25 protein-coding genes are annotated in these 21,837 nt (G+C 67.6%); 16 read left to right on the top strand and 9 right to left on the bottom strand.

Features of this window, described 5'->3' with window-relative positions:
* Positions 1–47 precede the first annotated feature (47 nt).
* Positions 48–785: an HAD family hydrolase gene (locus NDO75_RS11395; protein WP_310906384.1), complete on the bottom strand. Its 738-nt coding sequence runs from the start codon at positions 783–785 to the stop codon at positions 48–50.
* On the bottom strand, positions 782–1,984 hold the full coding sequence (locus NDO75_RS11400) for an alpha-hydroxy-acid oxidizing protein (protein ID WP_310906385.1): 1,203 nt from the start codon (positions 1,982–1,984) through the stop codon (positions 782–784). The genes NDO75_RS11395 and NDO75_RS11400 overlap by 4 nt, the downstream gene beginning before the upstream one ends.
* A 168-nt stretch (positions 1,985–2,152) precedes the next feature.
* Here NDO75_RS11400 and NDO75_RS11405 point away from each other — a divergent pair, with 168 nt between their 5' ends.
* The 3 genes from NDO75_RS11405 (at position 2,153) to NDO75_RS11415 (ending at position 5,331) form a co-directional block, all read left to right on the top strand.
* Complete coding sequence (locus NDO75_RS11405; protein WP_310906387.1) at positions 2,153–2,929, top strand: SDR family NAD(P)-dependent oxidoreductase; 777 nt, start codon at positions 2,153–2,155, stop codon at positions 2,927–2,929.
* 198 nt (positions 2,930–3,127) lie between these two features.
* Entirely contained in the window at positions 3,128–4,129 is a 1,002-nt protein-coding gene (locus NDO75_RS11410) for a TIGR04024 family LLM class F420-dependent oxidoreductase (protein ID WP_310906389.1), read from the top strand.
* Between the two features lie 200 nt (positions 4,130–4,329).
* On the top strand, positions 4,330–5,331 hold the full coding sequence (locus NDO75_RS11415; protein WP_310906390.1) for an AIR synthase family protein: 1,002 nt from the start codon (positions 4,330–4,332) through the stop codon (positions 5,329–5,331).
* Here NDO75_RS11415 and NDO75_RS11420 read toward each other — a convergent pair.
* Positions 5,295–6,464 carry an ion channel gene (locus NDO75_RS11420; RefSeq protein ID WP_310906391.1) on the bottom strand — a complete coding sequence of 390 codons (1,170 nt, stop codon included), beginning with the start codon at positions 6,462–6,464 and terminating at the stop codon, positions 5,295–5,297. The two genes, NDO75_RS11415 and NDO75_RS11420, sit on opposite strands and share 37 nt — an antisense overlap.
* Positions 6,465–6,574: 110 nt before the next feature.
* On the opposite strand from NDO75_RS11420, the gene NDO75_RS11425 reads away from it, so the two are divergent.
* Positions 6,575–6,772: a hypothetical protein gene (locus NDO75_RS11425; RefSeq protein WP_310906392.1), complete on the top strand. Its 198-nt coding sequence runs from the start codon at positions 6,575–6,577 to the stop codon at positions 6,770–6,772.
* A gap of 58 nt (positions 6,773–6,830) precedes the next feature.
* On the opposite strand, the gene NDO75_RS11430 is transcribed toward NDO75_RS11425, so the two are convergent.
* Positions 6,831–7,586, bottom strand: a complete 756-nt coding sequence (locus tag NDO75_RS11430) for a crotonase/enoyl-CoA hydratase family protein (protein WP_310906393.1) — start codon at positions 7,584–7,586, stop codon at positions 6,831–6,833.
* Positions 7,587–7,740: 154 nt separating this feature from the next.
* Here NDO75_RS11430 and NDO75_RS11435 point away from each other — a divergent pair, with 154 nt between their 5' ends.
* Positions 7,741–9,294, top strand: a complete 1,554-nt coding sequence (locus tag NDO75_RS11435) for a class I adenylate-forming enzyme family protein (RefSeq protein WP_310906395.1) — start codon at positions 7,741–7,743, stop codon at positions 9,292–9,294.
* A 46-nt stretch (positions 9,295–9,340) separates the two neighbouring features.
* Here NDO75_RS11435 and NDO75_RS11440 read toward each other — a convergent pair whose 3' ends face one another.
* Positions 9,341–10,186 carry a phosphatase PAP2 family protein gene (locus NDO75_RS11440; protein WP_310906783.1) on the bottom strand — a complete coding sequence of 282 codons (846 nt, stop codon included), beginning with the start codon at positions 10,184–10,186 and terminating at the stop codon, positions 9,341–9,343.
* Positions 10,187–10,327: 141 nt separating this feature from the next.
* Between NDO75_RS11440 and NDO75_RS11445 the strand changes: the two genes are divergently transcribed.
* Positions 10,328–11,170: a hypothetical protein gene (locus NDO75_RS11445; protein ID WP_310906396.1), complete on the top strand. Its 843-nt coding sequence runs from the start codon at positions 10,328–10,330 to the stop codon at positions 11,168–11,170.
* A gap of 36 nt (positions 11,171–11,206) precedes the next feature.
* On the opposite strand, the gene NDO75_RS11450 is transcribed toward NDO75_RS11445, so the two are convergent.
* Positions 11,207–14,056 carry an AAA domain-containing protein gene (locus NDO75_RS11450; protein WP_310906397.1) on the bottom strand — a complete coding sequence of 950 codons (2,850 nt, stop codon included), beginning with the start codon at positions 14,054–14,056 and terminating at the stop codon, positions 11,207–11,209.
* Between the two features lie 207 nt (positions 14,057–14,263).
* Here NDO75_RS11450 and NDO75_RS11455 point away from each other — a divergent pair, with 207 nt between their 5' ends.
* Positions 14,264–14,818: a hypothetical protein gene (locus tag NDO75_RS11455; protein WP_310906399.1), complete on the top strand. Its 555-nt coding sequence runs from the start codon at positions 14,264–14,266 to the stop codon at positions 14,816–14,818.
* Positions 14,819–14,832: 14 nt separating this feature from the next.
* Here NDO75_RS11455 and NDO75_RS11460 read toward each other — a convergent pair whose 3' ends face one another.
* A complete protein-coding gene (locus NDO75_RS11460; RefSeq protein ID WP_310906400.1) occupies positions 14,833–15,087 on the bottom strand; it encodes a hypothetical protein in 255 nt (84 codons plus the stop codon).
* 136 nt (positions 15,088–15,223) lie between these two features.
* Between NDO75_RS11460 and NDO75_RS11465 the strand changes: the two genes are divergently transcribed.
* Genes NDO75_RS11465 through NDO75_RS11475 form a run of 3 tightly spaced genes read left to right on the top strand, consistent with a single transcriptional unit; the run spans position 15,224 to position 16,460 of the window.
* A complete protein-coding gene (locus NDO75_RS11465) occupies positions 15,224–15,775 on the top strand; it encodes a hypothetical protein (protein WP_310906402.1) in 552 nt (183 codons plus the stop codon).
* A 59-nt stretch (positions 15,776–15,834) separates the two neighbouring features.
* Positions 15,835–16,239 carry a nuclear transport factor 2 family protein gene (locus NDO75_RS11470; RefSeq protein WP_310906403.1) on the top strand — a complete coding sequence of 135 codons (405 nt, stop codon included), beginning with the start codon at positions 15,835–15,837 and terminating at the stop codon, positions 16,237–16,239.
* Positions 16,236–16,460 carry a hypothetical protein gene (locus NDO75_RS11475; protein ID WP_310906404.1) on the top strand — a complete coding sequence of 75 codons (225 nt, stop codon included), beginning with the start codon at positions 16,236–16,238 and terminating at the stop codon, positions 16,458–16,460. Before NDO75_RS11470 ends, NDO75_RS11475 begins: the two co-directional genes overlap by 4 nt.
* 21 nt (positions 16,461–16,481) lie before the next feature.
* On the opposite strand, the gene NDO75_RS11480 is transcribed toward NDO75_RS11475, so the two are convergent.
* Together NDO75_RS11480 and NDO75_RS11485 are read right to left on the bottom strand one after the other, a co-directional pair.
* A complete protein-coding gene (locus NDO75_RS11480; protein WP_310906405.1) occupies positions 16,482–17,441 on the bottom strand; it encodes a zinc-dependent metalloprotease in 960 nt (319 codons plus the stop codon).
* Between the two features lie 135 nt (positions 17,442–17,576).
* A complete protein-coding gene (locus NDO75_RS11485) occupies positions 17,577–17,879 on the bottom strand; it encodes a hypothetical protein (RefSeq protein WP_310906406.1) in 303 nt (100 codons plus the stop codon).
* A gap of 178 nt (positions 17,880–18,057) precedes the next feature.
* Here NDO75_RS11485 and NDO75_RS11490 point away from each other — a divergent pair, with 178 nt between their 5' ends.
* The 6 genes from NDO75_RS11490 to NDO75_RS11515 all read left to right on the top strand — a co-directional run bounded on the left by NDO75_RS11490 (position 18,058) and on the right by NDO75_RS11515 (position 21,816).
* Positions 18,058–18,285 carry an LSM domain-containing protein gene (locus NDO75_RS11490; RefSeq protein WP_310906407.1) on the top strand — a complete coding sequence of 76 codons (228 nt, stop codon included), beginning with the start codon at positions 18,058–18,060 and terminating at the stop codon, positions 18,283–18,285.
* Positions 18,282–18,458: a 50S ribosomal protein L37e gene (locus NDO75_RS11495; RefSeq protein WP_310906408.1), complete on the top strand. Its 177-nt coding sequence runs from the start codon at positions 18,282–18,284 to the stop codon at positions 18,456–18,458. Before NDO75_RS11490 ends, NDO75_RS11495 begins: the two co-directional genes overlap by 4 nt.
* A gap of 196 nt (positions 18,459–18,654) precedes the next feature.
* On the top strand, positions 18,655–19,845 hold the full coding sequence (locus NDO75_RS11500) for a threonine synthase (RefSeq protein ID WP_310906410.1): 1,191 nt from the start codon (positions 18,655–18,657) through the stop codon (positions 19,843–19,845).
* Between the two features lie 145 nt (positions 19,846–19,990).
* A complete protein-coding gene (locus NDO75_RS11505) occupies positions 19,991–20,164 on the top strand; it encodes a hypothetical protein (RefSeq protein ID WP_310906412.1) in 174 nt (57 codons plus the stop codon).
* A gap of 220 nt (positions 20,165–20,384) precedes the next feature.
* Positions 20,385–21,086 (top strand): phosphoglycerol geranylgeranyltransferase, encoded by a 702-nt coding sequence (locus NDO75_RS11510; protein WP_310906413.1) that lies wholly within the window; start codon positions 20,385–20,387, stop codon positions 21,084–21,086.
* Between the two features lie 82 nt (positions 21,087–21,168).
* Entirely contained in the window at positions 21,169–21,816 is a 648-nt protein-coding gene (locus NDO75_RS11515; protein ID WP_310906415.1) for a helix-turn-helix domain-containing protein, read from the top strand.
* Positions 21,817–21,837 lie beyond the last annotated feature (21 nt).

Raw genomic sequence — 21,837 nt, forward strand, 5'->3', positions numbered from 1 at the left:
AAGTTACCGTGCGGCACGGTCGTGGCCGGCTGGTCGACCGTCCGAGACTACTCGTCTCGCTCCCCGTCGACGATCTCGAGCATCTCTTCCGGCGATTCGATTCGGTAGGCGACGGCCGGACCGTCGTCGGCACCGAACGCGACGCCGTGCATCCCCATCTCGTCGGCCCCCCTCACGTCGTGGTCGTAGCGGTCGCCGATCATCAACGATCGTTCGGGGGCGACGCCGGCCTTCTCGAGCGCCGTCTCGAAGATGGCCGGATCGGGCTTGGTTCGCCCGACCTCTTCGGAGGTGGTGATCGAGTCGAAGTGCTGGCGGACGCCGAACCGCTCTAACATGCGTCGCCCCTCCGCGTCGTCGACGTCGCTGATGACGCCGACGTGGAGGTCCCGATCGGCGAGCCGGGCGATCGTCTCGGGGGCACCCGCGATCGGTTCGATCGACGAGCTAACGACTTCGTCGAACCGGGGTTGCCACTCCTCTCTCGGGATCTCCTCGCCGACGATGGCCTCGATCCCGCGGTGGTACCCTTCGCGCGCGGAGCGGAATTCGGTGCCGTCGCGCTCGCGGAAGTAGTCGCCGACGGTCGTCCGCCAAGTGTCGATCGCGTCCTCGATCGTCGTGTCGACCCCGTGGCGCTCGAGGACGTCCGCGATGAAGTCCGCGTGGGCGGCCTGGACGGTGTCGAGCGCGAGGATGACGCCGCCGATGTCCCAGAAGACGGCCTCCCACTCGCCCGCGTCGGGATCCCTCGCGCCGGCGTCGACGGTCGCGTCCTCGCTCATCGCTCGGCCCTCCGAACCGTCGAGCGATCGACCTCCTCGAGGCTCGCACACCCCGAGAGTCCGACCGTCAGGTCGAGGTCGGCGAGCAGGTTCTCGAGGACGGCACGGACGCCGTCTTCGCCGCCGATCCCGAGGCCGAGCGCGTAGGGCCGGCCCAGCAACACCGCGTCGGCCCCGAGTGCGATCGCGCGGACGACGTCGCTCCCGCGCCGGATGCCGCTGTCGAAGAGCACGGGCACATCCTCGTCGGGGTCCGTTACGTCGTCGACCGCGTCGACGACCTCCGGCAGCGCGTCCAGCGCGGGGATCGCGCCGTCGACCTGTCGGCCGCCGTGGTTCGAGACCACCATGCCGTCGACGCCGCGCTCGACAGCTTCGCGGGCGTCGTCGGGGTGGAGCACGCCCTTGACGAGGACGGGAAGGTCGGTCTGGGCCTGCAGCCACTCGAGATCGTCCCAGGTCAGCGACGCGTCGCCGAAACACGACTGCCAGGAGGCGATCGCGGCCTCCTCGTCTTCCTGTGGGTCCGCTTCGAGTCGATCACGGAAGGCCGGATCTTCGAAGTAGTTCGTCAGGCCCTCGCCCTCGAGGAAGGGGAGGTAGCCGAGTTCGATGTCGCGCTCGCGCCACCCCATCTTCGGCGTGTCGAGCGTGACGACGACGGCCTCGTAGCCCGCGTCTTCGGCGCGCTCGAGGAAGCTGGCCGCCACGTCCCGGTCGGAACTCCAGTAGAGCTGGAACCAGCCGGGACTCTCGCCGAGTTCGTCGCTGACGTCCTCGATCGAGTACGAGGAGACGGAGCTACAGATCATCGGCACGTCGAACGCGCTCGCCGCACGGGCGACGGCCAGTTCGGCCTCCCCGTGGAGGATCGACTGGACGCCGATTGGCGCGAGCATGACGGGCGACGGGTATTCGTGACCGAAGAGCTCGACCGAGAGGTCGCGCTCGGAGATGTCCCGCATGATCCGAGGGACGATCTGCCACTCGTCGAAGGCGCGGTCGTTCGCCTCGACGGTCGATTCCGAGCCCGCGCCGCCCGCGACGTAGGCGAACGCCTCATCGCTCAGTTCTTCGCGAGCGCGATCCACGAGGTCCTCGTAGGAGACGGGGAACTCGGGCGGTTCGTCCTCGAGCATCCCGCTGAGATAGACCTCGGCCTGTCGATCCGGTCCGTAATCGGGGGTGTCTGGTGACATGGATGTGTTCTATCGCGACGACCGTTCCGCCGTCGTCTGAGTACCTGTGTCAGTGCCACCCATTCACTTAACGGTACGGTATCCATACCCATCTTTATTAACAATTGCTGAAAATGGGCGGGTGGAGCTAACAATGGTAACTACGATTCGGGACACAGGTGATCGCGTATGAGCACCGGACAGTTCAGCGTCGACGGCGAGACCGCCATCATCACGGGCTCTTCGAGCGGTATCGGGAAGTCCATCGCCGAACGGTTCGCCGCGGACGGCGTCGACGTCGTCGTCTGCTCGCGCGAACAGGAGAACGTCGATCCCGTCGCCGAGGCGATCAACGAGAGCGACAGCCCCGGGCGCGCGCTGGCGGTCGAGTGCGACGTGACCGACCGCGAGGCCGTCGAGGCGCTCGTCGAGGCCACCGTCGAGGAGTTCGGCGGGCTCGACGTACTGGTCAACAACGCCGGCGCGTCGTTCATGGCCGACTTCGACGACATCTCGCCGAACGGCTGGAAGACGATCATCGACATCAACATCAACGGCACCTACCACTGCACCCACGCCGCCGCCGAATATCTACAGGACGGCGGCGGCTCCGTGATCAATCTCGCCAGCGTGGCCGGCCAGCGCGGCTCGCCGCTGATGAGTCCCTACGGCGCGGCAAAAGCGGCGGTGATCAACCTGACGACGACGCTCTCCTACGAGTGGGCCGACGAGAACGTCCGCGTCAACTGCATCGCGCCGGGCTTCGTCGCGACGCCGGGCGTCGAGAGCCAGATGGGCGTCTCCGCCGACAACATCGACCGCGAAGAGGTCGCCCGGCGCATCGGCACCGTCGAGGAGATCGCCGACGTGACGCAGTTCCTCGCCAGCCCCGCCTCCTCGTACGTGGTCGGCGAGACCATCACCGTTCAGGGCGTTCCCCAGATCGAGGAAGAGCGCGACGTCTGAGCGCCTGGTCGCTCGTTTCTCGAGCGTGAGTCGGTCGCGGCCGGCTCTCGGGTCGGAACCGATTCGTCCGCGAACCACTCCCGTTCACGGGTTCGGCTTCGCTGCCGCAATCGTCGGCGTGCAAGCCCGCGTGAACGATAGTTCGCTCACCTCCGGTTCCCATACAGCCAAAAGGCCGTGTTTCCTCTGTGAATGACGATGACTGACAGAGATGTCCACCTCCCCGTCGCCGCACAGCCGACGATCGACTCGATCGCTGACTACGCCCGAACCGCCGAGGACGCCGGCTACGACTGCGCGTGGCTCCCCGAAACGTGGGGTCGCGACGGCGTGACCGTGCTCTCGGCGATGGCCGAACGGACCGAGACGATCGACATCGGCTCGAGCATTCTCAACACCTACTCGCGCTCGCCGGCGCTGCTGGGGCAGACGGCGGCGACCCTGCAGGAACTCTCCGACGGTCGGTTCCGGCTCGGCCTCGGCCCGAGCGGCCCCGTCGTGATCGAGAACTGGCACGGCGTCGAGTTCGGGAACCCGCTCAAACGAACCCGCGAAACCGTCGAAATCGTTCGAGAAGTGCTGTCGGGGGAGACGGTGAACTACGACGGCGACGACTTCCAGCTCTCGGGCTTCCGTCTGCGCTGTGACCCGCCGGAGACGACCCCGCCGATCGAGGTCACGGGCATGGGCCCCAAGGCCGTCGAACTCGCGGGTCGGTTCTCCGACGGCTGGCACGGGATCATGCTCACTCCCGAGGGAATGGCAGACCGCATCGAGGACATCGAGCGCGGTGCCGACCTCGGCGACCGCGACCCCGACGACGTGCAGGTCACCGCCGGCGTCACCTGCTGTGTGCTGGACGATCCCGACGAGGCCCGCGCGCTCACCCGACAGCACGTCGCCTTCTACGTCGGCGGCATGGGCACGTTCTATCGCGACGCCCTCGAGCGCCAGGGGTACGACGAGGCGACCGAGATCTACGATTCGTGGCAGGAGGGCGACCGCGAGCGCGCCCTCGAGCTCGTCGACGAGAACATCCTCGACGACCTCTGTGCGGCCGGCGATCCCGAGACCGCCCGCGAGCAACTCGAGCGCTACGAGGATGTCGACGGTATCGACGCCATCGCGGTCAGCTTCCCGCGCGGCGCGGACGAGGAACAGGTCCGGCAGACGATGGAAGCGGTCGCGCCCGAGAACTGAGCGGCTCTCGAAATCCGTCCGTTTCCCCGTGGCCGTCCAGGCTCTGCGACAGCAGCCCGATCAAACAACGTCCGGGTGGGAACGAAAGGGGCGACGGCGCTTTCAGGGTATCACTGTAATCGATTCCGAAGAAAGACGCCTTCGCCACGAGAAACGAATCCTTCGACAGCTACAAACGGCGCATCGTCCCAGTTCGTGGTATGCCCGGCAAGGTGAGCCCTGACGACCTGCTCGCGCACGTCTTCGATCGGACGGGGGCGGCCGAGTCCGACGAGACGGTACTGCAGGGGCCCGCGGACGGCGAGGACGCGGCGGCGATCGACTGGCCCGACGGCGACGGCACGCTCGTGGTCAGCTCCGATCCGATCTCGCTCGCGGCCTCGCAGGTGGGGCGACTCGGCGTCCCCGTCGCGACCAACGACGTCGCAGTGTCGGGGGCCGATCCGCGCTGGCTGACCGCCGTCCTCCTCCTCCCGACCGGGACCGACGAGCGCACGCTCGAGGCGATCAGCCGCGACCTCGACGACGCCGCCCGCGAGATCGGCGCGTCGATCGTCGGCGGCCACTCCGAGTACGTCGACCAGCTCGACCGCCCGATCCTCTCGCTGACCGCGATGGGATCGACCGACCGGTTCGTCCCGACCGGCGGCGCGGAACCCGGCGATCGCGTTCTCCTCACGAAAGCCGCCGGAATCGAGGGGACGGCCATCCTCGCGTCCGACTTCGGCGACGACCTCGAGGTCGACCCCGAGATCTGCGACCGCGCCGAGGAATTCCTCTCGGAGATCAGCGTCGCTCCCGAGGCTCGAATCGTCCGCGAGTACGCGACCGCGATGCACGACCCGACCGAGGGCGGTGTGGCGGCCGGCTTGCTCGAGGTGGCCCGCGCCTCGGACGTTCGGCTCGCGGTGGATCGCGACGCCGTCCCCGTCCGCGCGGAGACCGCGGCGCTGTGCGAGGCCGCCGGTGTCGATCCGCTCCGGATCTTCGGCTCCGGGGCGCTGGTCGCGACCGTTCCCGAAGACGCACTCGAGAACTGTCTCGCGGAGCTCGACGACGCGGACCTCGAGGCGGCCGCGATCGGCACCGTTCGGGCGCTCGACGGCGGCGAACCCGCACTCGCCCTCGACGGCGAGTCGATCACCGAGCCGATCGAAGACGCGCTCTACCCGCTCTGGGAGGCAGCCGACGCGGACGATTGACCGACGGACTCGTCGGTATCCCGGAGCGCGTCTACCGTCGCCGCCGCTAATACGGCCTCGGGGTCGACGACGGCGTCCGCGCCGGCTCGCTCGAGCGCGTCTAGCGCCTCCCCGTCGACGATGGCGACGATTCTGGCGTCCGTCACCGACCGAGCGACCGCCATGAGCTGCCGCTGGTCGTCCTCGCCCCCGCCGACGAGGACCGCGTCGCAGGTCTCGAGGCCGGCCCGCTCGAGCGTCCGTTCCGCGGTCGGTTCGCCGATAATTGCCTCGATACCGTCGGGAAGCGTGACGGCCGACGCCTCGCCCGTCACGACCGTGACTGACGCTCGTCCGGCGAGTGCCGCGATCGCGGGCCGAATCGTCTCGCCGGCCCCGAGGACGACGATCCGTGATTCGGCGTCGATCTCGTCGCCGATTTCCTCGCCGGCAGCTCGGGCCCTGCGTCCCGTCGCCCGTCGACCGGTTCGGGCGAGGTGGGCCTCGACCGCGGGGCCGAACAGGCTGCCGGCCGTGGCCGCGATCGTCGCCGGGCCGAGGACGACCAGCGAGACGGCGAACAGTCGCGCCGCGTCAGTCGACGCGTGAACGTCGCCGTAGCCGACGGTACTCGCCGTCACGACGGTGAAATACACCGCGTCGACGATGCTTTCGACTCCGTCGAACCCGCTTCGCAGCGCGTAGGCGCCGGCCGTGCCGTAACAGAAGACGCCGACGATCGAGAGCAGCGCGCCGACCTGCGTCGCGTCGAGGTGGCTCGAGCGGGTAAACCGTCGACTCGTGGTCACGAGGACGACGAGGCCGCCGACCGAGAGAACGACGAGCGGGACGGACAGCGCCCGAAACTGAGCGACGCCGTGAGCCCCAGCGAGGAAGACCAGAGCCACGGCGACGGCGTAGGCAAGCCGATAGTCCCGACGCATTCCCCACGCGGTGACGAGCAGGGCGAACCCGACGATCGTCCCGCTGAACTCCGCGGCGGCCTGGAGGTCGCCGAGCGCGCCACCGGTCTCGAGCGCCGGTTGCGTGACGATCGCGCCGATGCCGGTTCCGATCGACGCGAGTGCGATCGCGGTGACGATCCAGACCGCGGCGCGGCCGCTGGGTCGACGCGGGTGAAGCGCCTCGAGCATACGGGTTCTACACCCGCAACGGCGGTAAATCCCCAGTCGGCCGCGCCAGCGTCGATCGCGCGAATTCGCGCGCACGGGACTTATCGTGCCGCGCCGCCTGCGCTAGACGTATGGCCACGATCGCCTACGAATCGCCGGACGGGCTCGCCGAGGAATCGGTCGACGCCGACGACATCACGGACTCCGGAAAAGTCCAGGGCGTCAGGCTCAAACTCGAGGACGAGAGCTTCGTTCACCTCCCGTACGCACGGCTGTACTGGGTCCGGGAGAGCGAGGACGAGGGGAAAATCGACTACTCGTCGCGGTAGGCAACCCGAACGCCGGTCCGCGGCGCGTTCGACGATCCCGCTCGAGTCCTTCCCCGCGTTACCGGTCGGAATCGTCGTCGATCCCTGCGCCGTGGCGGCCCTCGCCGGACGCGAACCGGTCGGCCCCCTCCTCGGCCGTCTCGAGCGCCCGTCGGCCGTGCCAGGCCTCGATCTGTAGCCCCTTCTCGATGGGTTCGCCGAGCCCCTCGTACAGCGCCGCCCGATCCGTCCGGACCGTCGTCTGCGGGAAGTCCGCGATCGTTTCCCCCATGTCGACGGCGGTCTCGAGCGCTTCCCCGTCCGCAGTCACGCGATTGACGAGCCCCCACTCCCTGGCCTCCTCGGCGTCGACGGGCCGGCCGGTCAGGATCATCTCGAGTGCCCGCCCCTGGCCGACGATCCGCGGGAGGCGCTGGGTGCCGCCGTCGACCAGCGGGACGCCGAACCGGCGCTCGAAACAGCCGAAGGCGGCTCCTTCGCCGGCGACGCGGAGGTCACACCAGAGCGCCATCTCGAGGCCGCCGGCGACGCAGTGGCCTTCGACGGCGGCGATCGTCGGCTTCTCGACCTCCAGGCGCGAGAAGCCCAGCCACCCCTCCGGCCCGTCCTCCAGGTCCATCTTCTTCAGGTCGGCCCCGGCCGAGAAGGTCTCCTCGTCGCCGGTCAGTACGCCGACGGCAGCGTCCTCGTCGTCGTCGAAGCGCTGCCACGCATCGTTCAGTTCCGCCGCGGTTTCGCCGTCGATCGCGTTCTTCGCATCCGGTCGATCGATGGAGATCACTGCGACTGGCCCGTTCCGATCGTAGCTGACCATACCCTCCACCTCTCTGTCCGATCAGATATGTATTTGGCCGGGAACGTTCGCGGTGATCGGTCCGGTGAAACCGCGGTTCAGATCCGGTTCGCGGCCCCTCGGACTTGAATTTACGGTAGTGATATACCCTCTGACATTTGCACATTGATACCGTATGAACTTCGCAGACTACGTCGATCACGCGGCGCGAAACCATCCGGATCGGGCCGCAATCCGGTTCGGCGACCGGGAACTGACCTACGACGAACTCGTCTCGCAGGCGGCGAGCCTCGGCGACTCGCTCGCCGAGCGCGGTTTCGAGTCGGGCGACGTGCTCGCGATCTACGCGCCGAACTCGCCGCAACTGGTCGTGACCGTCCTCGCCTGTCTGAAACGCGGCGTCAACCACCTCCCACTCAACCTCCGCTTCGAGCGGGACGAACTCGCCTACGTCCTCGAGGACGCGGGGGCCCGCGGGATCGTCGCGACCGACACCTTCGCCGACGGCGCGGTGTCGCTGCTCGAGACCGTCGACTCCCTCGAGACGGCCGTCGTTACGGACGATCGCGAGGGCGCGGAGCGGTTCGACGCACTGGTGGCGGCCGGCGACCCCGCCGACCGGAACTACGCGGCGAAAGGCGACGAGGTAGCGGGAATCATGTACACGTCCGGCACCACGGGGAAGCCGAAGGGCGTCAAACACACCCATCGTAACTACATCGGGAACGCCATGGGATTCGTCGAGATGTACGAACTATCGGGCGAGACGAACACGGTCACGGTCGCCCCGTGTTTCCACGTCGCCGGACTGAACATCACGGTGACGCCGACGCTCGTCGCCGGCGGGACCGCGGCGCTGCTACCCGAGTGGGACCCCGAGGCGTATCTCGAGGCCTGTGAGGCGGTCGACGCCCACTACTCGTTTATCGTGCCGACGATGCTGATGGACCTGCTGCATTTCGAAAACGCGGACGAGTACGACCTGAGCCATATGGAGGCGATGATCGTCGGCTCCGCGCCCGTCCCCGAACACGCGATCGGAGACTTCGAAGAGCAGTTCGGCGTGACGATCACCGAGGGGTACGGTATGACCGAAACGACGCCGCTGGCGGTTCTTAACAGACCCGAGGCGAAGAAAGACGGGACTATCGGTCAGGCCTACGAGCGACTCGTCGATGTGACGATCACCGATCCCCAGTCCCGCGAGGAACTGCCGCCCGGCGAGGTCGGCGAGATCACGGTCCGCGGCGAGACCGTCACGCCCGGCTACCACGACCTGCCGGCGGTCAACGAGGAGCAGTTCGGCGACGTCCGATCGAGAACGGGCGACGACGAGGGAGCGTCGTCGGGCGAGTGGCTGTACACCGGCGACCTCGGGTGGGTCGGCGAGGACGGCTACTTCCGGATCGAGGACCGGGTCGACGACATGATCATCACCGGCGGGGAGAACGTGTATCCGGCCGAGGTCGAGGAAGTCGTGTCGACGCATCCCGACGTTCGCAGCGTGGCGGTGATCGGGACCGACCACGAGCGCTACGGGGAGGCGGTAACCGCGATCATCGTGCCGAGCGCCGACGATCTCGAGGCAGAGGCGATCGTCGACCACTGTCGCGATTCGGACGCGCTCGCGAACTACAAACGACCCCGCCGCGTCGAGTTCGTCGAGGGGCTCCCGATGACCGAGACGCGAAAGATCGACAAGGTATCGCTGCGAGACCGGTTCGACTGAGTCGCCCCTGTCTTCGCGCCTCGCGCCGGCTCGGGGACGGGTCGGCTCACGCCCGCGTCGACTCGAGCGCGCCGAACTCGAACCGGCCGACGGCGGCCGGCGCGAGGACGACTCCGGCGAGGAGGACGGCGTAGAGGACGACGAGGAGCGGTTCGATCGAACCGACGATCGATTCGAGACCCCGGACGACGACCACGAACCCGCCGCCGACCGCGACGAGCAGCGCGCCCTCGAGGCGGGAGCGCAGTTCCGGCAGCGCCGACAACCGGCGCGATCCGAGGAGGCCGCCGATCGAGCCGCCGAGGCCGAGCAGCGAGTCTTCGGTGCCGCCGGCGACGACGACCGCGGGAACCGCGAGGACGAGCGCGATCGCGAAGCCGACCGTTGGATCGCCGCCGGTCAATCGATCCATCGCGACGACGAAGACGATCCCGAGGGCCGCTCCGACGAGCACGTCACCGAGATAGTGGACGCCGAGGGCGACTCGAGAGAGCGAGACGGCCGCGATGAGCGTGCTGGCTCCGAGGACGGCTCGCCAGTCGTCGCACCGATCGTACGCCGAGACGAGCCCGCCGTAGACGACGGCCGCCGCGAACGCGTGGCCGCTCGGGAAGCCGTAGCCCTCGCGTGCACCCTCGAGCGAGACGAGCATCGCGTCCGCCGGCGGCCGGGGGAGTGCGAACAGCGTCTTGAGCGTCAGCACCAGCGCCAGTCCGGCGACCGCGTAGCTGATTACCAGCGCGTTTCGCCGACGGCTGCCACACCAGAACAGCACCGCAAGCAGGAACATGAGGGCCGTCGTTCCGCCGAGTTCGGTGATCCACACGACGATCTCCGCGTGTTCGGCCGGGACGGCGTTGCGGACGGTCGCACTTGCCTCCTCGAGTCGCATATCACCGGACGGTACGGTCAGCGGAAGATAAACGTCGGCGGTATCGATCGTGTCCACGGCCGTGGTCGTGTACCAGGAGAACACGCTCATCCACGCCGCACGAAAGGAAAGAATAGTTACACGTGCGTGCGATGTACCGCTATGAACCGCCGCCCCTTCCTTCACGCCCTCGCGACCGCGGCTGTCCCGCTCTCGGCCGGCTGTTCGGTGCCGCTTTCGGGGACCAGCGAGTCGCTGGACTCCTCCACCGTGTTCGAGAGTCATCGGTTCGACGGCACGGAGCTCGTCGTCCGGTTCCGCGACGGCGTCGACGTTCAGCAGGCCGCCCTCGTGAACGAAGCGACCGGGACAGCGTACGAGGCAGTCGAGCGGCCGGCCGAGACCGTTCGGTTTCCCGTTGTCTTCCCGGATCGCCTCGAGACGTACGTCGCCCGATCGCTTCACGTAACGGTCGAGACGCCGGACGGGGAGGCCTCGCTGTGGATTCCGGAGCGCGTTCACGGCTTCGTGAGGTCCGTCGAAGCCCTTTCCGACGGCCGCGCTCGTTTCGAGATTGAGAACCAGGGCGAGGCCCCGCTCCTCGTTCGGTTCGTTGCGATGTACGACGGGGTCCCGAATCCGACCCTCGACCCGCAACGCGACTCGTCCGAGCGCGACTCGCTCGCGTTCGGTCCGGGCGTCGTCGGCGTCGGCGAGAATAGCCCGCTCTCCCCGTCACGGACCGATCTCGTCGTTCCGCCGGGCGAGACGGATCCGTTCGAGACGACCTACGCACCGTTCGCGTTCCCCGACGGGGCCGCTGCAGGCGATTGCGGCGGCGATGAGCGTACCGCGACCATCGCTGTCGTTCACGCTTCCGGCGGGAGCGCGGCCTATACGTTCGACTATCGACTCGAGGGCGATCCCGTCCCCGTCGCCGGACACACGTCGAAATCCACCGACGGAAACACGGCTACCGTCTGCCGCGGTCGTACGGACGAGTAACCGATCGGTCCGACGCCATCGGCGTCGTCTGCCACGTCACCGACGCGCCCACTCGAGCATGCGCTCGTAGACCGGGTCGGACGCGAGCGCCGACGCGTCCCCGACCAGCACCAACGCCCGCTTGGGCCGGGTCAGCGCGACGTTGATCCGGCGGTAGTCCTCGAAGATTGGCCCCTCGAGCGAGCCGGTCGCGGTGAAGGAGACGACGATGACCTCCTGGCTCGAGCCCTGGAAGCGGTCGACGGTGTCGACGGCCACCTCGTCGGGGACGTGCTTGGAGATCTCCGAGACCTGGGCGCGGAAGGGGGCGATGACGCCGATGTCGGATCGCTCGAGGCCGGCGGTTTCGTAGGCCTCGATCAACTCGGCGATCCGGGCGGCCTCCTCGCTGTCGGTGTACCGGCTCCGGTCACCCTCGACGTCGACGAACGAGACCGGATCGCGCAGGTTCGCGGGCAGTGGGTCGCGGGAGACGCCCTCGAGATCGTCCAGCGTTCGGCTCGCGACCTCGGGCGTCGCCGGTCGGAGTTGTCCGTCGTAGAACTCCCGCGAGGCGAAGACCTGAATGCGCTGGTTCATTCGGTACTGGCGGTCGAGCATGACGCCGGCCTCGGGATGGAGGTCGACGAGTCGCTCGAACAGCGACTCGGTGAGGTCGTTCTCCGCGCGCACCACGGGCGGTAGCTGCTCGTGGTCGCCGACGAGGACGAACCGCTCGGCCAGGTTGATCGCCGCGTGGGTACCGGGTTCGGTCAGCTGGGCGGCCTCGTCCACCAGCGCGGCGTCGAAGGCCTGTTCTTTCATCACCCGCGAGCCGCAGGTCGCGGTGGTCGCCGCCACCACCTGCGCGTTCTGGAGTTCCGCCACGCGGTCCTCGGGATCGCCGCCCCGCTCGAGCCGGTAGGGCTCCATGTCGTCGCGGACCCCGCTCTCCGAGCCGACGCGGACGACTCGATCGGTATCGACGCCGTCGGCGGCCTCGAGTTGCTCGAGTACGGCCTCCAGAGCGTTGTCGACCGCCCGATTCGTAAAGGCCGACAGCAGGACGCGCTCGCCGCGCTCGACCATCGCGCGGACGGCGCGGGCGATGGTGTAGGTCTTCCCGGTTCCCGGCGGGCCGTGGATCAGGGCGCAGTCTCGTGCGCCGACGGCATTCTCGACGGCCTCGTTCTGGGCGTCGTTGTTCGAAATGAAGGTCTCGTCGAGTTCAGCAAACTCGGGTTTCGCGCGGCCGAACAGGACGTCCTTCCGACGCTCGTCGCCCTTCAGCAGCGCGTCGTGGAGCGCCACGAGAAGCCGATCGGTGGTCAGCTCAGACGGGTAGACGTCGAGTCGCGTCACCTCGACCGGCTCGTCCGCGGTCAGGACGATCTCGTCGTCTCGCGGGCTTCGCCCGCTCGAATCCGTCGCGGATCGCGGATCCGCGCTTCCCAGCCGCTCGATCATCGCGAGTTCCGAGTCGCCCCGGACCGGATGCCCGTCGCTCGCGAGCACGAGGTCGCCCTCGCGGAGCTTCGAGGTCGCGCCGCCCGTTCGACGGGCGCGCAGTTCCCAGCGCCCGCCCTCGAGCGGCCGTTTCTCGACGAACTCGAGGTCGATCAGCGCGCGATCGTCCTCGGCTCGCTCTTCGGCGCTTTGCTCCCAGAGCTTCGCGTACTCGCGGTGGACCTCCCGGCGTTCTTCCTCGATCGCCCGGTAGAAGCGATCGAAGTAGTCGAGTTCCTCGTCGGGCAGGGACTGGCCGATCTGGCCGGCCTTCGACTCCTGATCGAGTCGGCCGGAGACCACCATGCAGGTGTCCTGCTCGAAGCAGTACTCGCACTTCGCGTCGGCCTCGTAGCCGGTCGGTACGTCCCCTTTCGTCTCCATCGCCGCGATCTCGTTGCGCAATCGGACGACGTACTTCAGTAGCCCGTCGCCCATCGTGAACTCCTTCGCGGGGGTGAGATCACCGGTCTCCTCGTTGCGATCCAGCGCCGAGTTCTTCGTGTACAGCAGCGTTCCGATGTCGACGTCGCCGCCGTGTTCCTCGAGCAACAGCGCGTAGCAGGCAGCCTGGACCTTGTCCTTGAACCGCGGCTCCTTCTTGAGGTTCTTGCCCGTCTTGAGTTCGACCGGCGCCCCACGGCGGACCGCGTCGGCCCGGCCGCGGATGCCGAAGGTTTCGCTGATGAGCAGTTGTTCGGAGCGCCAGCTGCTCTCCGCGGGCGTGAACGCCCGCTCCGAGCTGTCGGCGGCTGTCGCCGCCCGGTCCTCCTCCGTCAATCGGCCCTGCTCGAGCCAGCCCTCGATCGCTGTGGCGTTCTCGCGGATTTCGTCTTTGACGGCCTCGGGCGTCTCCCCGAGCAGTCCGAGCTGGAGGCCCCGTTCCTCGACGCGGGCCTCGATCGACTCCTCGATGTCGCGCCCGCGCAGCAGGTCGCCGAAGACCTCGTGGACCAGCGTCCCCTTCACGACGGGGTAGTTCAGCGGTACCCCCGAGAGCTTGTTCAGGTAGTAGAGTCGGGGACACTCGACCCAGTTGCGGATCGAGGTCACGCTAATGAGGAAGGACGGCTCGACGACGACGTAGGAGTCGCCCGTCGTCGCGAACTTCGTCTCGCCCTGGTACTCCTCCTCTTTCGCGTTCGTCACGAGCAGCTCCATCCCCGGCTCGAGGAGTTCGGCCGACTCGGTCCACTTGTTCCACAGCGTTACCGTCGTCGTCTCGCGGCCGCCGACGGCCGTCGCCGTGCCGCCGTCGCCGAGCGTCGCCGGGGCGTCGTCGGTCGTCTGCTCGCCCTCGTCCGCGAGCCGGAGCGGAACGTCGGCGAGGTCGCTCTCGCCGTAGCTCGTCGATACCGACCGCACCTCGACCTCGCCCGCGACGGTTCCGCGTACGTGCACAGCCTATCGTCACGGTCGAGCGATCAAAAACGCTATCGGTCCGCGTACAGATCTCGTTTCCGTCCCCGATCGCCCGCGTTGACGGACGCGTCGTCACCGTCGCTGCCCCGGTAAAACTGGGTTACGGACGGTTTCGATTGGTCTCGAGAAGCGACACGAGCGGAACGGACGGGCCGTTTTTGAGATTTCGAACCGAACATCGGTCCCATGAGTGACCCCAACGACGACGAGCGTCGGACGCGCGGAGACTCCGGGTCCGACACCGACGAGCCGATCAACCGCAGCGAGTCGGCGTCCGCCGACATTGACTCCGGGACCGGCTTCGGCGATCGTCGCGATGCCGGCCGCGACCGACGCGACGAGTCGACCCGGGTCGCGAACGAGGAGCGCCGACGCAAGACTTCGATACTCGGCCTCTTCGTCGTCGCCCTCGGTGCGTGGGTCGCCCTCTCTGCGTTCGTCTTCGAGACGGACGCGACGCCGCTGTGGAACAACGTGTTAGTCGGACTCGTCGTGGCCGCCGCGGCCGGCTACAACTACTACCGGGTGACCAACGATATCCCGCTCAGCGCCGCCATCGCGTCGCTGGTCGCCATCCTCGGCGTCTGGCTGATCGTCTCGGCTGCGCTGCTCGGAATGACCGGCGGTCTGTTCTGGAGCACGATCGCGGCCGGACTGCTGATCGCGGGACTGGCCGGCTACAACGCCTACGAGGCCAGAGAAACGCGGACGGTTGCGACCCAGCTGGGACCGGACGCGTAAGACGCGTCTCGCGCTCAGGGCCGCCCCAGGCCGTGTTCGGCCTCGAGCCGGCGAATTCGGCACTCCGCGGCGTGGTGGCTCGTCGCGACGACGGCGAAGGCGATCATGGCCACGGCGAACGCGATCGAGACGGCCGGGGAGAGGCCGTTGACGTAACTGTTGCATAACTGGCCGAGCGCGAGTGCGAGCGGCGTCAGCGTCACGAGTGCGCTCTTGGCCGGTGCGGCGCGAAACAGTTCGACGAGCGAGAGTTGATAGCGGCCGGACATGGGGAAAGCGTCAGTTACGATCTATGGTCCGGGAGCCGTCGTATTCCTTTTGGTTCGACCCCCGTCGCACCGTCCGCCTGCGGCGTTTTTCGATTCAATCGATACGTTCATTCTGCCGGCGTTCCAACCGTCGATCATGCGGATACGCGAGTGGCAGGACGTACTCGAGGACGTCACCGAGCGGGACGTCGATCCCGAAGACTGGCGTGCGGTCGCCGGCGATCGCGCCAGCGGCGTCGGCGAAGACATGTACCTCGCGCATCCACGGGCCGGCGTCTTCTTCCTGAAAACGTACGCGAAGAACCCGTTCGAGGTCCGCGGCGTCGGCAGCCGTGTCGCCCGCAAGGTCGACGACGAGATCGGTTCGTTCCTCCCCGAGCGTGACTCGGGTGGCCGCTTCGCGGTTCAGTCACCGCCGGAGGACGAGGAGCAGGCCGAAACGGTCGGAAAGCGTCTCGAGACGGTCCTCGAGACGCACGCGGACGCGCCGACGCGCCCGCAGGATCTGTTCGACGACGTGATGGACGCCATCGAGAGCCCCGCCTTCGGGCCGATGGAGTACGACCAGTACGACCGGCCGGACGAACTCGAGGATCTCTCCGAGCGGTTCGAGGAGGCCGACGAACTACTGAACAGCGAACTCGAGGACCTGATCGAGACCGACGAGGTCGATCGCGGCTTCATGTGACCGGCGGGCGAGCAGCCCCGTCCGGTGGCTCTTAGGCGCCGGGCGCTCACAGTAAACCCATGTCACCGAGCGCGACCGCCGAGGGCGTCGTCCGCGACTACTACGACGCCCTCCGCGACGGCGACCCCCTCGAACCGTACTTCTGCGACGACGACTCGACCGTCAAGTTCGGCATCAGCGAATCCCTGTTCGGCGGTCGCGAGGTCGCCGCGGCACTCGAGGAACAGACCGAGACGACTGCGGGCTGGTCGATCGAGAGCCGCCATCTCGTCGTCGAGGAACGAGACGGGTTCGCGACGGTCGCCGACGAGGTCGCGATGGCCTGGACGGACCTGGAGAGCGGTGACCGACATCGATTCGACAGCCGCTGGAGCGGGACGCTGATCGAACGAGCGATGGCGGACGCCGACGCGCCGGACTGGCAGTTCGCCGGGATGCACGTCAGCGCTCCCCACGAGCTATGAGTCGCGGTCGTGGCCCGGGACGCGGCCGGACGCGCTCGAGCGAACTGACGAGCGCGGCCGACCAGCTCAAGATCGCGTTCGTGCTGCTGGTCGGACTCTCGGGTGGGCTGATCGCGCTTCAGAGCGGCGCTCCGCTGGCGGTGATTGGCGCGGCGATACTCGGCGGTGTCGTCGCCGGCGGCGCGTTGCTCTGGTATCTGGTCTGGATAACGACTGACTGACTCGAGGGAACGCGTCGGCGACTATCGGCGATCGACGCGCCGAATCCACGTCCCCGGCGCGTCGAGTTCGTCGTGGCTGGGGAGGTTCTCGGGTCCCTCCCAGACGAGACTCGCCGTCTCGAGGTCGCGGACGGTGACGACGTGTTCGAAGAAGTTCTTACCGCGCTGGTACTGCCGTTCCTTGAGCCCGAGACCGAGCAGGCGACGGAGGAGCTTCTGGAGTGGCCCTCGTCCCTGCCGGCGCTCGTCGAGTTTGCGCCGGAGGTCCTCGTACTCGTCGTCGAAGGCGTGGTCCATCAGGAGTTCGGCGTATCCCTCGACGACGGTCATCGCCGCGTCGAGATCACGGAACGCCTCGCGATCGAACGAGCCCTCCGAGAGCCTCGCGATGCCGTCTTCCATGCGGGTCTCGAGGTGGTTCGAGAGCCACGGTGCGGCCCCGAACTCGGCGGCGTGAGTCACCTCGTGGAAGGCGATCCAGCGGCGGAACCGGTCGGCGTCGACGTCGAGTTTCGCGGCGGCGTTCAGGATGTTCGGCCGGACGAAGTACAGCGCGTGGTCGTTCGCGGGTGCGTCAGCCAGCAAGAGTGGGTCGTACTGCCCGAGGACGTTCCGCCCGAGGAAGGAAAGCAGGACGGTCATCGTCCCGGTGTTGATCGTCCGGGCGACGCCGGGGAAGGTGCCGGTGTGGGTCTCGAGGGAACTCATGACCCGTTCGAAGGTGGCGACGTTGGCGTCGATCCAGTGGTGGCGATTCTGGATCTCGACGGTGTCGGGAACGTCGAACTCGACGCCGGAGACGGTCCGCACGGCGTCCCGTGCGTCCCGAACGTCGCGGGCGTAGGCCTCGCTCTCGCCGGGCGTCAGGTCGAGCGACCCGGGATCGGTCGCCGCCTTGGCGGCGTCGGCGGCCGACCGCCAGTCGATCGCATCGTCACCGGACGCCCCGGCGACGGCCCGGGCGCTGCGATAGAGATTCACAACCTTCACTAGGGGCAGGAAGCGCAAAAGCGTTCGGCTCGGTTCCGTTCGGTGTGACGCGTCGACGCCGGCGGCCGATTGCCGACGGGATCCGCGTCGCGGTTCGCCGCTGATCGGTGTCCGATCTGGCGACGATCAGTTGACGATGACGTCGGGCTCCTCTTCGGCCTCGAGTTCCGGTTCCTCGTCGCCGCGGAACTTCTGGGCGGCGGCGGCGATGCCGACGAGGACGACGAGCGCGACCAGCGCGCCGACGGCGCTCTTGCCCGCGCCGCCGGAGTCGTCTTCGGTTTCGTCCGTCTCGGTTTCCGTTTCGGTCTCGAGCTCTGTCGACGACTCGGAACCGCCGAACGGCAGCGCCTCGCCGATCGATCCCAGTCCGAACCGCGCGTCGCCGTCGAAATGCAACTCGATGAGGGTGAGGTTGGTGTCTCCCATAGGCCGACGGTCCACGAGAAGTCACTTAGCCGTTTGGTTAGGTCTCCGTTATTGACGTGTGTAGCGACAGATTACCGTGACGATCGTCCTGTTCCCACACGACGTGGTGGCGGGCCATCCGCCCGAAGCCGGCATCTGGACCGGTACGATTAAGTGTCCATCACCAGCGGTGTTTCGTATGAGTGGACGACCGCTGGACGTCCTCGAGGCGTCACTCGGCGAACGCGTCACGGTACGACTCAAGAGCGGCGACGAGTACGTCGGCGACCTCGCCGGCTACGATCAGCACATGAATCTGGTGCTCGATGACGTGACGATCCCCGTCGAGGGCGGCATCGAGGAGGAGACGCCGGTCGAAGACACAACCATTATACGCGGCGACAACGTCGTCTCGATCACTCCATGACTGGTGCAGGAACCCCGAGCCAAGGAAAGAAGAACAAGACGACTCACGTCAAGTGTCGTCGCTGCGGTGAGAAGTCCTACCACTCGAAAAAGAAGCAGTGCTCGTCGTGTGGCTTCGGCAAGTCCGCCAAACGCCGCGACTACGAGTGGCAGTCGAAGGCCGGCGACAACTGATCTCTCCGTTCTCTCGTTCGTTCTCGTCTCGAATCGCGTCTCAGCGGTGCCGCCGGCGTTCGTCGGTGCGTGACACCCGGCCGATCGGCCGGCAGCGGTACTGTCGGTCGAGTTCGAGCGCGGCATCGTGCGACCGGCCGTCGCTGTCTGCCGCGCCGATGAACAGCCCTTAGTTCGCCGCCGCGAAGGATCGACTATGGAGACGACAGACGCGTTCGCCGGACTCGAGTGTGTCGACTGCGGGGCCACTGTCGACGCCGCCGAGTCCCACCGGTGCCCGGACTGTGGCGGGTCGCTCGATCCGACCTACGACTACGACGCGATCGACCTCGATCGCGAGACGCTCGCCGACCGGCCGTTCGACTCGCAGTGGCGCTACGCCGAACTGCTCCCGTTTTCCCGCGAGTCGGCGGTGACGACGAGCGAGGGCGCGACACCGCTGGTCGACTGCCCCGATCTGGCCGACGAACTCGGCGTCGAGCGCGTCCTGATCAAAGACGACGGCCGGAATCCGACCGGCTCGAGCACGGACCGCGGCGCGTCGGTCGCCGTCACTGCCGCTGCCGAACACGGCGCGAGTGACGTCGCGCTCCCCTCGACGGGTAACGGCGGCCAGGCCGTCGCGGCCTATGCGGCCCGCGCGGGGCTGGACGCGCACGCGTACCTCCCCTCGCGCTCGGGTTTCACGAACAAGGCGATGGTCAACGTCCACGGCGGCGACATGAACGTGGTCGGCGGTCGCTTCGGCGACGCCGTCGGAGCCTTCGAGGAAGGCCTCGACGAGCACGACGACTGGTACTCGCTCCGGGCGTTCGACACCCCCTATCGCCACGAGGGCGCGAAGACGCTGTTTTACGAGATCGCCGAACAGCTCGAGTGGACCGTCCCCGACGCGATCTGTTATCCGACGGGTGCCGGCGTCGGGATCGTCGGCCTCGCGAAGGCCGCGGCCGAGTTCCGTGAACTGGGCCTGATCGACGAGTTGCCAGCTCTCTACGCCGCCCAGGCGTCGGGCTGTGCGCCGATCGTCGAAGCCCTCGAGGACGGCCGCGACGAACACGAACCGGTCGAGCGCCCCGACACGATCTGTGGCGAACTCGAGGTCCCGGATCCCGCGGCGAGCCGGCGCGTGCTCGAGGCGGTCCGCGATACCGACGGCGGCGGCGTCGCGACTGACGATCCAGACATTCTCGAGGCCGCCGTGCAGGTGGCCCAGGCGGCAGGGCTTGAAATGATTCCCAGTGCCGCGGCGGCGGCCAGCGGCGCGTGGGCGCTCGCCGAACAGAGTGCGTTCGACGGCGACGAGACGGTCGTCATCGTCAACATCGGATCGGGGAACAAGGAAGCCGACGTGCTGCGCAGCCACCTGATGGGGCAGGGCGTCTAGTTCGGTCGCCGCAGTGAATCTGCAGTCGGTGGTACCCCTCAGTATGGCGGGAGAAACCACTAGCAGCGGGCGTATTCGACGAAACGGCCGAACCGATTCACCGACAAGGTCTTGACTGCGAGACGAGTAGACGAAACGAGTACCAATGTGTGAACATTCACCAGAGTGTTCGAACGGGGCCACATGCCAGCTCGTCATCGAGAACGGGCAGACCGGGCTCGAGACCGCCGAGTACTACTGCAAGGCCCACCTCGTCCTGCGGATCTGGGAGCTCGAGGAAGACGGCGCGATGCGGCCTGTCAGCGCAGAACAGCTGTGAGCTGCGCTGGGAGTCACGAACGCGCGCCCGCCTCGAGGTCACAGACGCACCGTCGTGGGGGCCCGACCGGAGCCCGTGACCGGATCAGGACGAACACGGCTCGCCCCGCCGTGTCGTCCGCGAGACCGCCGATCGGTCGGTCCAGAACGGTTTCGACCGCGGATCCGCGAGACGGGCTCGTTCCGTAGCGTTTTTGCTGGTTGTCGGGAAACGACGCGGTATGACTACCCCCTGGGAGGACTGGAATCACATCCTCAAGATCGATCCCGACAAGGAGTTACCCGAGGGTGTGACCTACGGTGATCTCTGTGCGACCGGCACCGACGCGATCGAAGTCGGCGGTACCATGGGCATCACCCAGGAGAACATGAGCGCCGTCATCGACGCCTGCGCCGAACACGACGTCGCCCTCTATCAGGAGCCGTCGAACCCCGAGGTCGTCCTCGAGGACGACGTGCTCGACGGCTATCTCATCCCGACCGTCTTCAACGCCGGCTCGCCGTTCTGGATCACCGAGGCCCACAAGGAGTGGGTGCGACTCGAGGGCGATCTCGACTGGGAGCGGACGACGACCGAGGCCTACATCGTCATGAATCCCGAGGCCGACGTGGCGGAGCTGACCGAGGCCAACTGCGATCTCGGCGCCGACGACGTCGCCGCCTACGCGACGGTCGCCGAGCACATGTTCGGTCAGGAGATCGTCTACGTCGAATACTCCGGCACGCTCGGCGACGAGGGCGTCGTCGAAGCGGCCGCCGAAGCGCTCGACGACTCGACGCTCTTCTACGGTGGCGGCATCCACGATTACGATTCCGCCTACACGATGGCGCAGTACGCCGACGTTATCGTCGTCGGCGATCTCGCCCACGACGAAGGGATCGAGGCGGTCCGCGAGACCGTCGACGCTGCCAACGACGCGTAACGAGGCCAGCGCGGCTCGCGATACGTTAGATCCGGTAACAGTGGCCTAAACTGTTTTGTCGCTCCGTATTGCACGACGCCTCATGAGTCTCCTCGCTTCGTTCGAGGCGTCGTCGCCGGCGCTCGTCCTCGGGCCGACGCTCGAGGCGCTGCCCTCGGTCGACATCGCCATCGAACGTCAATACGCCCTCAACCCAGCGCGGCCGATCCTGTTCTGCTGGGTCCGCCATCGCGACCGCGAGCGAGTCGAGCACGCGCTCGCCACCGACGCGACGGTCGCGGACTTCGAGCGGATCGGCGGCGTCGACGGCCGTGACTGCTATCGACTGCAGCGAAGCGACACCGACGTCGTGGCGGCGTACCGGCGGTGGGTCGCCGCGGGCGGCGAACTCCTCGACTGTCGCGGCTCGGACGGCCGCTGGGAGGTCGAGATGCGCTTTCCCGACAGAGCATCGTTCAGCGACTATCACGACTTTCTCGCGGACGAAGGCGTCACCCTCGAGCTACACCGGCTCTCCGACGGCGACGACCGCCGGCACGGATCCGAGTCGGCGTTGACCGACGCCCAGCGGGAGGCGCTCGTTCTGGCCCACGAGCGCGGGTTCTTCGAGGTTCCGCGAGAAACGGGGTTGAGCGAGGTCGCCGACCGACTCGGTATTTCGACGCAGGCCGTCAGCGAGCGCCTGCGGCGCGGACAGGCGCAGTTGATCGAAGCGCAGCTACTCGAGTGAGCGATACGCGACGCGACCGTG

Source organism: Natrinema sp. 1APR25-10V2 (assembly GCF_031626495.1).
Classification (GTDB): domain Archaea; phylum Halobacteriota; class Halobacteria; order Halobacteriales; family Natrialbaceae; genus Natrinema.

Excerpts from the sequence above, each read along its gene's own strand:
- NDO75_RS11465 (WP_310906402.1), top strand. The coding sequence starts at position 15,224 with ATGCGGATACGCGAGTGGCAGGACGTACTCGAGGACGTCACCGAGCGG.
- NDO75_RS11485 (WP_310906406.1), bottom strand. The coding sequence starts at position 17,879 with ATGGGAGACACCAACCTCACCCTCATCGAGTTGCATTTCGACGGCGAC.
- NDO75_RS11430 (WP_310906393.1), bottom strand. The coding sequence starts at position 7,586 with ATGGTCAGCTACGATCGGAACGGGCCAGTCGCAGTGATCTCCATCGAT.
- NDO75_RS11395 (WP_310906384.1), bottom strand. The coding sequence starts at position 785 with ATGAGCGAGGACGCGACCGTCGACGCCGGCGCGAGGGATCCCGACGCG.
- NDO75_RS11500 (WP_310906410.1), top strand. The coding sequence starts at position 18,655 with ATGGAGACGACAGACGCGTTCGCCGGACTCGAGTGTGTCGACTGCGGG.
- NDO75_RS11420 (WP_310906391.1), bottom strand. The coding sequence starts at position 6,464 with ATGCTCGAGGCGCTTCACCCGCGTCGACCCAGCGGCCGCGCCGCGGTC.
- NDO75_RS11495 (WP_310906408.1), top strand. The coding sequence starts at position 18,282 with ATGACTGGTGCAGGAACCCCGAGCCAAGGAAAGAAGAACAAGACGACT.
- NDO75_RS11410 (WP_310906389.1), top strand. The coding sequence starts at position 3,128 with ATGACTGACAGAGATGTCCACCTCCCCGTCGCCGCACAGCCGACGATC.
- NDO75_RS11510 (WP_310906413.1), top strand. The coding sequence starts at position 20,385 with ATGACTACCCCCTGGGAGGACTGGAATCACATCCTCAAGATCGATCCC.
- NDO75_RS11400 (WP_310906385.1), bottom strand. The coding sequence starts at position 1,984 with ATGTCACCAGACACCCCCGATTACGGACCGGATCGACAGGCCGAGGTC.
- NDO75_RS11505 (WP_310906412.1), top strand. The coding sequence starts at position 19,991 with ATGTGTGAACATTCACCAGAGTGTTCGAACGGGGCCACATGCCAGCTC.
- NDO75_RS11470 (WP_310906403.1), top strand. The coding sequence starts at position 15,835 with ATGTCACCGAGCGCGACCGCCGAGGGCGTCGTCCGCGACTACTACGAC.
- NDO75_RS11415 (WP_310906390.1), top strand. The coding sequence starts at position 4,330 with ATGCCCGGCAAGGTGAGCCCTGACGACCTGCTCGCGCACGTCTTCGAT.
- NDO75_RS11455 (WP_310906399.1), top strand. The coding sequence starts at position 14,264 with ATGAGTGACCCCAACGACGACGAGCGTCGGACGCGCGGAGACTCCGGG.
- NDO75_RS11445 (WP_310906396.1), top strand. The coding sequence starts at position 10,328 with ATGAACCGCCGCCCCTTCCTTCACGCCCTCGCGACCGCGGCTGTCCCG.
- NDO75_RS11405 (WP_310906387.1), top strand. The coding sequence starts at position 2,153 with ATGAGCACCGGACAGTTCAGCGTCGACGGCGAGACCGCCATCATCACG.
- NDO75_RS11515 (WP_310906415.1), top strand. The coding sequence starts at position 21,169 with ATGAGTCTCCTCGCTTCGTTCGAGGCGTCGTCGCCGGCGCTCGTCCTC.
- NDO75_RS11460 (WP_310906400.1), bottom strand. The coding sequence starts at position 15,087 with ATGTCCGGCCGCTATCAACTCTCGCTCGTCGAACTGTTTCGCGCCGCA.
- NDO75_RS11475 (WP_310906404.1), top strand. The coding sequence starts at position 16,236 with ATGAGTCGCGGTCGTGGCCCGGGACGCGGCCGGACGCGCTCGAGCGAA.
- NDO75_RS11435 (WP_310906395.1), top strand. The coding sequence starts at position 7,741 with ATGAACTTCGCAGACTACGTCGATCACGCGGCGCGAAACCATCCGGAT.
- NDO75_RS11490 (WP_310906407.1), top strand. The coding sequence starts at position 18,058 with ATGAGTGGACGACCGCTGGACGTCCTCGAGGCGTCACTCGGCGAACGC.
- NDO75_RS11440 (WP_310906783.1), bottom strand. The coding sequence starts at position 10,186 with ATGCGACTCGAGGAGGCAAGTGCGACCGTCCGCAACGCCGTCCCGGCC.
- NDO75_RS11425 (WP_310906392.1), top strand. The coding sequence starts at position 6,575 with ATGGCCACGATCGCCTACGAATCGCCGGACGGGCTCGCCGAGGAATCG.